The sequence below is a fragment of the Actinobacillus genomosp. 2 genome (genome assembly GCF_029773605.1).
In the GTDB taxonomy this organism is placed as follows: Bacteria; Pseudomonadota; Gammaproteobacteria; order Enterobacterales; family Pasteurellaceae; genus Actinobacillus.
The window spans coordinates 880,362-893,505 of sequence record NZ_CP103807.1 but is presented as its reverse complement, the minus strand read 5'-3'; the positions used below and the strand labels follow the sequence as shown (position 1 = coordinate 893,505).

Below are 13,144 nucleotides of genomic sequence, written 5' to 3'. Positions count from 1 at the left end.
TATACATAATTTTGTTTCATGTGCTGAGTATGGATAAAAGTATCTATAATTTTTTTATGGTTATATTGCAGTGCTATGTTTTTTGCAGTAAATTACACAGACATAATTTTTTTATGGTTTTAAGTGGAGGGATAATGAAAAAACATAGCTTGGCATTCAGTTTATTGTTGCTAATTTCAAATATTGGATATGCGTCAGAAGAAAGTTTGGATATGATTACTGTTGAAGGTAATACACCGGATACGAAAGGTAATGTGTTAGGAGATGCCTTAAATATCAATGAAAATATGGTTGACGGTAAAACGTTAAAACAAAGGGGAGCTACATTAGGTAATGCGCTTTCCGGGGAATTAGGTATTCACTCCAGTCAATTTGGTGGGGGAGCCAGTGTGCCGATTATTCGTGGTCAAGAAGGCAAGCGTGCGAAAATTCTGCAAAATAACGGTGAAACCTTTGATATGTCGGAATTATCTCCCGATCATTCAGTAACCGTAGATTCTTTGCTCGCAAAACGTATTGAAATTTTACGTGGGCCTACGACATTACTGTATAGTGCGGGAAATAATGCCGGAGTAATTAATGTCGTTGATGAGAAAATTCCAAGTGCATTACCAGAAAAAGGGTATGAGGGACAGGCCGGCGTACGTTTTAGTTCTGCGAATAAAGAAAGTTTAACTTATGCAGGATCTACTTTTGCATTAGGTAATAATTTTGCCTTACGCTTACAAGGATTATATAACAAAGCTTCTGAATATTATGCACCGAAGTTTACTATTGAAGGTAAGCCTTATCATCGAGTACCGGATAGTGATCTTCAATCTCAATCAGGCACAGTCGGGCTTTCTTGGATTGGAGAGAAAGGACATTTAGGTTTGGCTTATACGGATCAACGTAATAAATACGGTTTAGTAGGGCATACGCATCAATACGATCATTATACGATTAGCATTATTCGCCAAGGCGTGATGTTTGGGAAAGGCTATTTACGTTTTTATCCGCATTTAGCGGAAGAAAGCGACATTGATTATAACAATCCAGGGCTTCGTTTAGATCACTCACATATTCCTGGCGGTTCTCAGTATGGCATGCAAGATCACCCACATGGTAAGCCTTGGATTGATATGCATTCCAAACGATACGATCTTGATGGGGAATTAAAAAATCCGACAAAGGGGATTGAATCGCTCAAAGTTACAGCGAATTATGTCGATTATTTTCATGATGAAAAAGATGGTAATAGAATAGAAAATTACTTTAAAAATAAAGGAAAAAATCTACGTCTTGAATTAGTTCATTCAGAATGGAATGGGCTAAAGGGGGCGATTGGAGCGCAATATTCTCATTTACAGACGAGTGCTTTATCATTAGAAGCAGCACGTGTCGTGAATAAGCAACAGTTATTAAATAATCCAAAAACTAAGCAATTTAGTGTATTTGGTATTGAACGTTTAAATCTCGGTGATTTTTCATTTGAAGTCAGTAGCCGTGTTGAGCATCAGAAAATTTCAATGGATTATGATGTTAAGTTAATCGATCAATGGTTAGGCTTTAATACACCAATGCCAAATTTGGAACCGCATAAGGAAACCGGTTACTCTTATGGTTTTGCGACCAATTGGTTTTTTGCTCCGGATTATAAACTGACTTTAAATACTTCTCATCAGGAACGTTTACCAAATGCTCAAGAACTCTATGCACACGGTAAACATATTGCACTCAATGCTTTTGAAGCCGGTAATAAAAACCTAAATAAAGAGCGTTCAAATCATATTGAGTTAGCTTTAGCTTATATGGGAGAGAAGTGGGATTACAAATTTAATGTGTATCATACTCATTACGATAATTATATTTATCCACTTACTTTGAATGATAATCGTGGTCCTAAATCTTTGACTGATGAATATAATTTAAAAGTAAACCGTTATTACCAAGGGAAAGCACGTTTTAGTGGGGTAGAAGGCGAGATTGGTTATCTCTTTACGCCGAACTATCGTCTTGCCGTATTTGGTGATTATGTTCGTGGTAAATTAACCGATCTGCCTGATATTCCAAAAGGCTATTACATTTTTGGTGCAAGAAGAGGTCAGGTTTCAGGATGGGAAGCCCAACCTGATATTTCAGCACCACGTGTGCCACCATTACGTTTAGGGGCAAGATTTAATGCTGATTTCAATCAGAATTGGTCGGGAATGTTAGAGTATTATCGAGTGTTTACTCAGAATAAAGTGTCGAAATATGAAAAAGCAACACCTGGTTCTCATCAAGTGAATGTTGGGTTAACTTACAATAAGATGTTGAATCAGTCGGAATATCAAGTGTTCTTAAAAGTAGATAACTTATTAAATCAAAAAATTCATCAGCACGTGTCTTATTTACCTCATATTCCACAAATGGGTAGAAATGCGATGCTTGGTATGAATGTAACTTTCTAATAAAACTTTTAGAATAAATAAAATCCCCAAAGTATTTAATCGTACCTTGGGGATTTTTTTATTCTTATGTTATGGGGTTAGAATTTTACAGTATGTCCGTAGCTTTCAATAATTTTTTGAATACGCTCAAGATCTTCTTTTGTTGGCGGTAATACACCGTCCAATTCATATTTATAACCAAGTGTTTCCCACTTATGTGCGCCTAAGCGGTGATATGGCAACAGTTCGACTTTTTCAATATTTTGCATACCTTGGATAAATTGCCCTAAGCGATGTGCGGAATCATCATCATCGGTATAACCTGGTACGACAACATAACGAATCCAAGTACGTTTATTTAATTTTTGCAGATAGCGAGCAAAATCAAGCGTACGTTTATTCGATACACCGATTAAATCTTGGTGGATTTCATCATTTAGCTGCTTTAAGTCGAGCATCACTAAATCGGTCACTTCAAGCATTTCATCGACTACGGGGCTGTAATGACGTACGAAGCCGTTAGTATCTAAACAAGTATCGATACCTTCTGCTTTACAGGCTCTGAACCAATCTCGCACAAATTCCATTTGTAGAACCGCTTCTCCGCCGGACGCAGTCACGCCACCACCGGTCGCTTTCATAAAGTGCTTATAGGTTACCACTTCTTTCATCAGATCTTCGACACTGATTTGTTTACCACCGTCAAGATCCCACGTATCGCGGTTATGACAATATTTACAACGCATTAAGCAGCCTTGCAAGAAAAGAATAAAACGAATCCCCGGACCATCTACCGTGCCGCAAGATTCGTAAGAGTGATAACGTGCAATAGACATATATGATTCCTTCGAGATTAAATATAGATTTATTATTATATTTTAACAGAATATCAATAAAGAAGCGGTCAGATTCCGCAAAAATTTTGCAAAATCTGACCGCTTGAAAAGAACACAATATAAGAGATTACATTGATTCAGTAAATGTACGTGTAATTACGTCCATTTGTTGCTCTTTAGTTAAAGAGTTGAAACGTACTGCATAACCGGATACACGAATAGTTAATTGTGGGTATTTTTCCGGATGCTCAACCGCATCTAATAATGTTTCACGGTTTAATACGTTTACGTTTAAGTGCTGACCACCTTCAACAGTTGCTTCGTGGTGGAAGTAACCGTCCATTAAGCCTGCAAGGTTACGTTTTTGTGCTTCGTAATCTTTACCTAATGCGTTTGGTACGATTGAGAAGGTATATGAAATACCGTCTTTTGCATAAGCAAACGGAAGTTTTGCAACAGAAGTTAATGATGCAACCGCACCTTTTTGGTCACGACCGTGCATTGGGTTCGCACCCGGACCAAATGGAGCACCAGCACGACGACCATCAGGTGTATTACCCGTTTTTTTACCGTAAACCACGTTAGAAGTGATAGTAAGTACTGATTGTGTTGGTGTCGCATTGCGGTAAGTTTTGTGCGTTTGAATTTTTTTCATGAAACGTTCAACTAAGTCACAAGCGATTTCGTCTACACGGTTATCGTTGTTACCAAATTGCGGATATTCGCCTTCGATTTCAAAGTCTAACGCTACATTTGAAGCCACTACGTTACCGTCTTTATCTTTAATGTCGCCACGAACCGGTTTAACTTTTGCATATTTGATTGCAGATAATGAGTCTGCCGCAACAGAAAGACCTGCGATACCACACGCCATTGTACGGAATACATCACGATCGTGGAATGCCATTAATGCCGCTTCGTAGCTGTATTTATCATGCATGAAGTGGATGATATTTAATGCAGTCACATATTGTGTTGCTAACCAATCCATAAAGTGATCCATACGAGCCATTACATCGTCGAAGTTTAAGTATTCGTCTGTAATTGGAGCAGTTTTCGGGCCAACTTGTGCACCAGATTTCTCATCGATACCGCCGTTGATTGCGTATAACATTGTTTTCGCTAAGTTTGCACGTGCACCGAAGAATTGCATTTGTTTACCGACAACCATCGGAGATACGCAACATGCGATTGCATAGTCATCGTTATCAAAGTCAGGACGCATTAAGTCATCATTTTCGTATTGTACTGATGAAGTATCAATAGATACTTTTGCACAATAACGTTTGAAGCCGTCCGGTAATTGTTCAGACCAAAGGATAGTTAAGTTTGGTTCTGGTGATGGACCCATTGTGTAAAGAGTATTTAAGATACGGAAGCTGTTTTTGGTTACTAATGTACGACCGTCTAAGCCCATACCTGCTAAAGTTTCGGTTGCCCACATTGGGTCGCCTGAGAATAATTGATCGTATTCAGGTGTACGTAAGAAACGAACCATACGTAATTTCATTACTAAATGGTCGATTAACTCTTGTGCTTCTTCTTCTGTGATTTTACCTGCTTTTAAGTCACGTTCGATATAGATATCTAAGAATGAAGATACACGACCGAATGACATTGCCGCACCGTTTTGTGATTTAACTGCAGCAAGGTATGCGAAGTAAGTCCATTGAACCGCTTCTTGTGCAGTTTCAGCCGGACGAGAAACGTCAAAACCGTATGATGCAGCCATTTGTTTGATTTGACCTAATGCACGGTATTGTTCTGCGATTTCTTCACGTAATTGGATTGTTGCTTGGATATCTTCACCCGCTTCTAAACGAGGTTGTAATGAAGCAAATTGTTTTTGCTTGTCTTTCATTAAGAAATCCGCACCGTATACTGCTAAACGACGGTAGTCACCGATAATACGACCACGACCGTAAGCATCTGGAAGACCGGTAATTACACCTGATTTACGGCAACGTAAAATGTCCGGAGTATAAACATCGAATACACCTTGGTTATGTGTTTTACGATATTCAGTAAAGATTTTTTCTACTTCAGGGTTTAAGGTACGGCGATAAACATCACAAGAACCTTTAACCATTTTGATACCGCCAAATGGGATGATCGCACGTTTTAATGGTGCATCAGTTTGAAGACCTACGATTTTCTCTAAAGCTTGATCGATATAACCTGCTTTATGAGAAGTAATCGTTGATGGAATGTCGCAATCAATATCGTACGGTTCGTGAGTTTTGTTCTCAACTTTGATTTTTTCCATTACTTCTTCCCATAACTTAGTTGTCGCAGCTGTTGCGCCAGCTAAGAAAGACTCATCGCCTTCATATGGAGTATAGTTTTTTTGGATAAAATCACGTACGTTTACTTCAGTTTGCCAGTCGCCACCAGTAAACCCTGCCCATGCTTTTTGTTGAGCTTCAGTTAGTTGAGTCATTTTAAGTCCTCTATTTGTTAGTAAATTAAGTTTTACAAGCGGTTATTTTTTGCAGAAATTTGCCTAAATTAAACCGCCTAAATTGAAATTATCTTAGTGCTTACGGATATATAAGAACCATTGCACTAACCCAATGAAAAATACACCGCCGACAATATTACCTAAAGTAACCGGAATTAAATTTTTCACAACGAAATGATATAAATCTAAATCTGCAAATTGTGCCGGATCAACATTAATCGCTGTCCAAAATTCAGGTGATGCAAAATGTGAAATCATCATTCCCATCGGAATCATAAACATATTGGCAACACAGTGCTCGAAACCTGATGACACGAATAATGCAATCGGCATAATCATAATAAACGCTTTATCCGTTAGGCTTTTACCGGCATTTGCCATCCATACTGCAAGACAAACCATCATGTTACATAAAATACCGAGGGTAAAGGCTTCTATCCAAGTATGGTGAATTTTATGTTGTGCTGTTTTAAGAATGGTTAAACCCCATTGACCGTTTGCCGCCATAATTTGACCTGAGAGCCAAATTAATACCACTACACTTAGACCGCCGATAAAATTACCACCGTACACAATGCACCAGTTTTTAAACATTTGGAACCAAGTGATTCGATGTGTCGCTTTAGCCACAGCGGTTAAAGTGGATGAAGTAAAAAGTTCAGCACCAAAAACTACACATAAAATTACACCAAGTGAGAAAACCGTACCACCGACTAATTTCGCCATACCCCAAGGCACATCCACCGCACCGGTTTGGGTTGTGGTATAAAATACGAATGCAAGTCCAATAAAGCCACCTGCTAAAATTGCGGAGATGAAAGAATATAATTGATGTTTAGTCGCTTTATAAACTGCGCCGTCTTCAGCGATTTTTGCCATTTCAGCAGGAGAGAACATTTATAATCCTTAAATATAAATTTGAAAAATTACAGAAATTGTTGAGAATTATAGACCTGTTACCTCAATCCCTCAAAACATAATTGTCATTATATTGAGGTAAATCAAAAGTACATTTTGATGCAGATCAAATTGAAACCAGACCTCAAACTTTTGTTAAAATAACTAGATCGGTTATTTAACAAATATTTTACAAAATAAGTATGACAGATTATTTCACTTCCTTTTTTAGTTTATTTCTTTCAGCAGAGAATCAGTTAGTTACTATGTTCCTCAGTGCATTTCTGAGTGCAACTGTGTTGCCGGGCAATTCCGAAATTATATTTACTACGCTAGCAACTCAAACTCGCTTGACTGATTCGAGTTTATTTTCAAGCCAAATACTTTGGCTACTCGGTGTTGCAACCATTGGTAATAGCCTTGGCAGTTCCATTACTTATGCAATAGGATTATTGATTCCCAAACCATTAGATTTAAAACATAAAACGGCTCGATGGGCATTACGTTTATGTGAAAAATATGGGGTATTTGCTTTGTTATTAAGTAGTTTGCCGATTATCGGTGATCTGCTATGCGGTATTGCCGGTTGGCTTCGCTTTAATTTATGGCAATCTCTTATCTTTATTTGCTTAGGTAAATTTATACGTTACTTAATCTTACTGTTTGCCATATCACCTTGGTTTTAGCTATTAAATAAATGCCTATAAGAAAGCGGTCTGTTCTTGCAATTTTTTGCAAAATCAGACCGCTTGTCGATTATAAGTTTCTTAACGCTTCGATACGTTTTTCAAGTGGTGGGTGGCTCATAAATAATTCTTTAGAACGCACACCGTTAATCATAAATGCCGCGAGAGAACCTTGCATTTCTTGCGGTTCGTGTACGCGTTGTAAACGCTGTAATGCCGCAATCATTTTCTCTTTGCCGACTAATTGTGCAGAACCTGCATCCGCACGGTATTCACGGTAACGAGAGAACCACATTGCAATCATGGTCGCGACTACACCAAAGATCATTTGTAACGCAATGTCCACAATCCAGAAAACTAAGGTGTTTTGAGTCGCATTACCGTTTTCATCTTTACCGCTTGAAGCCGCAGTTGAAATGATACGGGATAAGAAGATTACAAAGGTATTCAATACGCCTTGTAATAAAGTCATCGTCACCATATCGCCGTTTGCAATGTGTGCAATTTCATGTGCAACCACCGCTTCAGCTTCATCTTCAGTCATATTATCCAATAAACCGGTACTTACCGCGACTAATGAGTTGCTTTTTGTTGCACCGGTTGCAAAGGCATTAACATCGGCAGAGTGGTAAATGGCAATATCTGGCATTGGAATGTTCGCTTGTTGCGATTGACGTTGCACAGTATCGAATAACCATTGTTCTGCATGATTGCGAGGCTGTTGAATCACTTCTGCACCGACAGAACGTAATGCCATACTTTTTGACATAAATAATGAGATTAAAGAACCAGCGAAACCGAATACAAGCGACATCACTAAAATGCCACCGGTGCTACCACCTTGAATCCCCGTCACTTGGAAAATGATATTTAACACAATACCAAGTACGAAAGTAATCGCTAAGTTAGTTAATAAAAATAAGACAATTCTTTTTGCCATAAGTAAATAAATCTCCAAAAAAGAGTGGGAAAACAAATCACTAAATAGAGTTAATTCTATAAGAATTCAAGTGTTTGACAACAATTATTCCCATAAATTTAACTGTTTTTTAACTTTTTCTATCGGGTAATGCACCGAAAGCCCGATTAAGCGTACCGAACGATGATTCGTGCGTTGCCAAACTTGTTGCAGTAACTCAATAAAGCGTTCTAACGAAAGCCCGTCTGTCGTACGTTCCAACGTAGTTTGCGTAAAGTCGCCGAATTTGAGTTTAATGCCTAATTTTTTAAACTCTTGCGGTGAATGCTGACCCCAATTTCTTTGTAGGCGAAACACCAGTTTATCAAACAGTTCATCAACAATTTGTTCCGCTTGTGCTAAATGCCAAATATCAGTCGGTAGCGTATTTTCGACCGCTAAAGATTTTCGAGGGCGATTCACTTCAATTTGTCGATTATCAGTTGCGTGGCTGAAGTCCCATAACCGCTGCCCGAATTTACCAAAGGTTTTGTAAATAAAGGCTTTATCGCTTTGTTGAATATCGCCGCAAGTGTGTAATCCCAGTTGTGCTAATTTTTCATTGGTTACCTTACCGACACCCGGGATCTTTTTTAGTGGCAAATCATAAATAAAAGCGGTCATATTTTCCGGAGAAATGACAAATTGCCCGTTAGGCTTGTTTTGATCCGAAGCGATTTTTGCCAAAAATTTGAGCGGGGCAATGCCGGCGGAGGCAGTTAAATGTAACTCATTCCAAATTGCCGCTCGAATTTCTTGGGCAATCCAAGTGGCTGATCCGGAACATTGTTGGCAATCCGTCACATCTAAATAAGCTTCATCTAATGAAAGTGGCTCGATGATATTGGTATAACGGCGAAATATTTGATGAATTTGCTCGGAAACCGCTTTATATAATGGCATATTTACCGGTACTAGAATCAGATTCGGACAACGTTTTAACGCCTGAACGGTTGGCATTGCACTATGTAAACCGAATTTTCTTGCTTCATAATTACAAGTAGTCAATACGCCTCGACCTTCAACGGAACCTCCAACGGCAACAGGTTTACCGATTAATGCCGGATTTTCTCGCATTTCAATCGCAGCATAAAAACAGTCCATATCGATGTGAATGATTTTGCGTTGCCTTGCCATATGATTTCGAATACTTATAACTTAACTGTATATAAAAACAGTTTTATTTTATGTGGTTACCGTTAAAATTTCAACTCAAAAAATACATAATGATAAGGAAGATGAAATGTTATATGGTTTGGCGATAGTGCTGATTCCCTTGTTTTTAGGCTATTTATTTAAAGTCGGTAAAGGCAAATTACAGGTTGTTAATCAGGTCGTAAATATTTGTTTATATTTGATTTTATTTGTGATGGGTATCTCGCTAGGGCAATTAGATGATATTGGCAGCAAATTACCACAAATCGGTGGGATTGCACTCGGTTTGAGCTTAATTATTCAATTTTCGAATATTATCGGTTTAGCGATTTACGATAAATGGCAACCGATGGTTCGTGAGGAAGTGAATCCGCAAGAAATCCCTTCTCGTTGGGTAATGCTAATGGATTCGTTTAAATTAATCGGCACTACCATTGCCGGCGGAGTCATTGGTTTTGTGAGCAAAGGCACATTAGATTTCCCATTACATGCCAGTACTTATGTGCTAGAAGTAATGATCTTCGGCGTTGGGATTCAGTTACGTAATAGTGGGATTCCGCTGCGAGAAGTATTTTTTAACAAACGAGGTATTTATACTTCTTTAGTGATGATTGTTAGTAGTCTTGTCGGTGGGGTTATTGCCGCTTTGGTACTTGATTTAAGTATTGTACAAGGGCTAACTTTTGCCTCGGCATTTGGTTGGTATTCATTATCTAGCGTATTGGTGAATGACGCTTGGGGGCCGATATATGGTAGTATCGCTTTCTTTAATGACCTCTCTCGTGAGATTTTCTGTTTGTTTACAATCCCATTTTTTATGCGAGCCTTTCCTTCTACCGCAGTCGGATTAGGTGGAGCGACATCATTAGACTGTATGTTACCGGTCATTCAAAAATCGGGCGGTACTCAGGTTGTACCGCTTGCCATCAGCTTCGGTTTTATTGTGAATTTAGTTGCACCATTATTATTAGCGTTATTTATCGGCTTAGCCGGATAAAACAAATGGCAGGGTTATACCTGCCATTTTTGTTTGTTAATCCACTTTTAGTAATTTGGCTAATGCCAATGACTTCCGTTCAATTTCTTGCCATTCCGATTGCGGTTCCGATTCTTCAACGATACCTGCGCCGGCATAGAGAGTAATGCAGTTTTGTTCAATTTGCGCAGAACGCAAAGCAACGCAAAATTCCGCCTCGTCCGGTTGCAAATAACCTAATGTGCCTGCATACCAACAGCGTGAGAATTGCTCATATTCAGCAATAAATTGTTTCGCAGATTGGCGAGGTAAACCGGCAACCGCTGCAGTCGGATGAATCCGAGCAAGACAATCGGCATCAGTAATATTGGGTTTTAATACAGCAGAAATTTTACGGCGTAAATGCTGTACATTATGTAAGCGTTTAATTTCTGCATTGCTGATTTGCAATTGGCTAACACAATCGGTTAATTGGTTATAAATATCGTCTACAACTAACTGATTTTCATAGATATTTTTCGGATCAGTTAATAACCATTCTGCATTAAGTTCCGTCTGCACAATACTTTCTGTCACAGGAGCTGTACCGGCAAGTGCTTCGGTTTTAAAGGTTTGCTGCTGACGTTGATATAAACGTTCAGGGCTTGATCCGACAAAAGCCGAGTCTGCATTTTCTGCCCAAATAAAATGGTAACAACCTAAATTGGTTGTTTGACTAGCACTAAGTAAATCATAAGCGGACAGAGTCTGTTCAAATTGTAAGGTTTTTGCATTTGCCAGTACCACTTTGTTAAATTTGTTTTGTTGAATGTGACTAATTGCTCGCTCAATATTTTGTTGCCAGCTACCAAAATCGTAAACGGAAGTGAGTGAAAGGAGATGATTTTCCGTTAATTCAAGCGGTAAGGTTTGTCTGAAATTTGCAAAAAATTGTTCAAAAATGACCGCTTGTTGGGTTAATTCAGTTTCATTCAAATAGAAATAAGCGGTCAGATTTTGCTGATTTTTGACTAATTGCAAACGGGGCAGAATAAATTGGCACTTGCCTTCAAATTGAATCCCGCCGACCAATCTAAATTGTGTTTGTTCAACAAATTGTTGGGCATCATTTATATTTGAGAATGAACGAACCATTCCGATACTTGCAATGGTCTGATCAGTATCTCTCGCTTGCCAAAAAAAGTGCGGATAATGATTTTGTGCTTTTAACCAGCTTAATAACGCAACATTATCTTCGGACAAAACGACCTTAGCTTGATACTCAATCAAACCGAAGTGAGTTTTATTTTCTGTAAGCTTTTTGCTAAGTTGTTGTTTTAATTGATTAAAAATAGACATTTGCAAAGTTTCTGAAGAATTTGACCGCTAAATTTTAGCACTTATGAAAAAAGGTCATTATTTTAGCTCATTTCCTCTTTAAATTCCTACCGAATCAGAGTAAAGTTGAACAATTTTCTATATCAATAACAATTTTATTTAAAACAACAAACAGGACAAACAGCATGGAACGTTTCCCTAAATCAGACAAACTTGCAAACGTTCGTTACGATATTCGTGGCGCAATTCATAAAGAAGCTCTTCGTTTAGAAGAAGAGGGTAACAAAATTTTAAAATTGAATATCGGTAACCCCGCCCCGTTTGGTTTTGAAGCACCGGATGAAATTGTTGTCGATGTGATTCGTAATCTGCCGAAATCACAAGGCTATTGCGATTCAAAAGGTTTATATTCCGCACGTAAAGCGATTGTGCAATATTATCAGTCAAAAGGGATTCGTAGTGTTGATGTGAATGACGTCTATATCGGTAACGGTGTATCAGAATTAATCACAATGTCAATGCAAGCATTACTAAATGATGGTGATGAAATGTTAATTCCAATGCCGGATTATCCGCTTTGGACAGCAGCAACCACACTTGCCGGTGGTAAAGCGGTGCATTATCTTTGCGATGAAGATAATGAGTGGATGCCTGATATTGAAGATATTAAAGCTAAAATTACGCCTCGCACCAAAGGTATTTTAATTATTAATCCGAATAACCCGACCGGTGCGGTTTATAGCCGTTCGATGTTACTTGAGATCGCAGAAATTGCTCGTCAACATAATTTGATGATTTTTGCAGACGAAATCTACGAGAAAATTATTTATGACGGTGCAGTACACCATCATATTGCCGCACTTGCACCGGATTTATTATGTGTAACTTATAACGGTTTATCGAAAGCCTATCGTGTTGCCGGTTTCCGTCAAGGTTGGATGGTGTTAAGCGGGCCGAAAAATCAAGCGAAAGGGTTTATTGAAGGCTTGGATATGTTGGTTTCTATGCGTTTATGTGCAACAACACCGATGCAACACGCTATTCAAACGGCATTAGGCGGTTATCAAAGTATCGATGAATTTGTGTTACCGGGCGGACGCTTACTTGAACAGCGTAATAAAATGTATGAGTTATTAGTACAGATTCCAGGGATTTCGTGCGTAAAAGCAAAAGGTGCACTTTATATGTTCCCGAAAATTGATACGGAAATGTACGGCATTAAAGATGATGCGAAATTTATTTATGATTTATTACAAGCGGAAAGAGTGTTACTCGTACAAGGCTCTGGCTTTAACTGGCATAAACCAGATCATTTCCGTGTCGTAACCTTGCCTTATACGCACCAAATTGAAGAAGCGCTGGGACGTCTTGCAAACTTCTTAAAAACTTATAAACAATCTTAATCTTTTCTCTGCCCCATCCACGGGGCAGATTACTTTTATGTGTC

10 protein-coding genes are annotated in these 13,144 nt (G+C 38.5%); 4 read left to right on the top strand and 6 right to left on the bottom strand.

The window, feature by feature from the left end; translation table 11 throughout:
* The first annotated feature begins 134 nt into the window (after positions 1-134).
* Complete coding sequence (locus NYR60_RS04340; RefSeq protein ID WP_279467908.1) at positions 135-2,432, top strand: TonB-dependent receptor; 2,298 nt, start codon at positions 135-137, stop codon at positions 2,430-2,432.
* A 77-nt stretch (positions 2,433-2,509) separates the two neighbouring features.
* On the opposite strand, the gene pflA is transcribed toward NYR60_RS04340, so the two are convergent.
* The 3 genes from pflA to focA form a co-directional block, all read right to left on the bottom strand.
* The gene (gene pflA / locus NYR60_RS04335) at positions 2,510-3,247 is read right to left on the bottom strand and encodes a pyruvate formate lyase 1-activating protein (RefSeq protein WP_279467907.1); all 738 of its coding nucleotides are present in this window, start codon (positions 3,245-3,247) and stop codon (positions 2,510-2,512) included.
* 127 nt (positions 3,248-3,374) lie between these two features.
* Positions 3,375-5,687, bottom strand: a complete 2,313-nt coding sequence (gene pflB / locus NYR60_RS04330; RefSeq protein ID WP_279467906.1) for a formate C-acetyltransferase — start codon at positions 5,685-5,687, stop codon at positions 3,375-3,377.
* Positions 5,688-5,780: 93 nt separating this feature from the next.
* Positions 5,781-6,605: a formate transporter FocA gene (gene focA, locus NYR60_RS04325; RefSeq protein WP_279445097.1), complete on the bottom strand. Its 825-nt coding sequence runs from the start codon at positions 6,603-6,605 to the stop codon at positions 5,781-5,783.
* A 203-nt stretch (positions 6,606-6,808) separates the two neighbouring features.
* Here focA and NYR60_RS04320 point away from each other — a divergent pair, with 203 nt between their 5' ends.
* Entirely contained in the window at positions 6,809-7,291 is a 483-nt protein-coding gene (locus NYR60_RS04320) for a YqaA family protein (protein ID WP_279467905.1), read from the top strand.
* A 70-nt stretch (positions 7,292-7,361) separates the two neighbouring features.
* On the opposite strand, the gene htpX is transcribed toward NYR60_RS04320, so the two are convergent.
* Together htpX and dinB are read right to left on the bottom strand one after the other, a co-directional pair.
* On the bottom strand, positions 7,362-8,231 hold the full coding sequence (gene htpX, locus NYR60_RS04315; RefSeq protein WP_279467904.1) for a protease HtpX: 870 nt from the start codon (positions 8,229-8,231) through the stop codon (positions 7,362-7,364).
* 84 nt (positions 8,232-8,315) lie between these two features.
* Entirely contained in the window at positions 8,316-9,386 is a 1,071-nt protein-coding gene (gene dinB, locus NYR60_RS04310) for a DNA polymerase IV (protein WP_279467903.1), read from the bottom strand.
* A gap of 106 nt (positions 9,387-9,492) precedes the next feature.
* Between dinB and NYR60_RS04305 the strand changes: the two genes are divergently transcribed.
* Positions 9,493-10,401 carry a lysine exporter LysO family protein gene (locus NYR60_RS04305; RefSeq protein ID WP_279467902.1) on the top strand — a complete coding sequence of 303 codons (909 nt, stop codon included), beginning with the start codon at positions 9,493-9,495 and terminating at the stop codon, positions 10,399-10,401.
* 36 nt (positions 10,402-10,437) lie between these two features.
* Here NYR60_RS04305 and NYR60_RS04300 read toward each other — a convergent pair whose 3' ends face one another.
* Positions 10,438-11,718 carry an isochorismate synthase gene (locus tag NYR60_RS04300; protein WP_279467901.1) on the bottom strand — a complete coding sequence of 427 codons (1,281 nt, stop codon included), beginning with the start codon at positions 11,716-11,718 and terminating at the stop codon, positions 10,438-10,440.
* Positions 11,719-11,882: 164 nt separating this feature from the next.
* Here NYR60_RS04300 and NYR60_RS04295 point away from each other — a divergent pair, with 164 nt between their 5' ends.
* Entirely contained in the window at positions 11,883-13,100 is a 1,218-nt protein-coding gene (locus NYR60_RS04295; protein WP_279445091.1) for a pyridoxal phosphate-dependent aminotransferase, read from the top strand.
* The last annotated feature ends 44 nt before the right edge of the window (positions 13,101-13,144 follow it).

Excerpts from the sequence above, each read along its gene's own strand:
- dinB (WP_279467903.1), bottom strand. The coding sequence starts at position 9,386 with ATGGCAAGGCAACGCAAAATCATTCACATCGATATGGACTGTTTTTAT.
- NYR60_RS04300 (WP_279467901.1), bottom strand. The coding sequence starts at position 11,718 with ATGTCTATTTTTAATCAATTAAAACAACAACTTAGCAAAAAGCTTACA.
- NYR60_RS04295 (WP_279445091.1), top strand. The coding sequence starts at position 11,883 with ATGGAACGTTTCCCTAAATCAGACAAACTTGCAAACGTTCGTTACGAT.
- NYR60_RS04305 (WP_279467902.1), top strand. The coding sequence starts at position 9,493 with ATGTTATATGGTTTGGCGATAGTGCTGATTCCCTTGTTTTTAGGCTAT.
- pflB (WP_279467906.1), bottom strand. The coding sequence starts at position 5,687 with ATGACTCAACTAACTGAAGCTCAACAAAAAGCATGGGCAGGGTTTACT.
- NYR60_RS04320 (WP_279467905.1), top strand. The coding sequence starts at position 6,809 with ATGACAGATTATTTCACTTCCTTTTTTAGTTTATTTCTTTCAGCAGAG.
- pflA (WP_279467907.1), bottom strand. The coding sequence starts at position 3,247 with ATGTCTATTGCACGTTATCACTCTTACGAATCTTGCGGCACGGTAGAT.
- focA (WP_279445097.1), bottom strand. The coding sequence starts at position 6,605 with ATGTTCTCTCCTGCTGAAATGGCAAAAATCGCTGAAGACGGCGCAGTT.
- NYR60_RS04340 (WP_279467908.1), top strand. The coding sequence starts at position 135 with ATGAAAAAACATAGCTTGGCATTCAGTTTATTGTTGCTAATTTCAAAT.
- htpX (WP_279467904.1), bottom strand. The coding sequence starts at position 8,231 with ATGGCAAAAAGAATTGTCTTATTTTTATTAACTAACTTAGCGATTACT.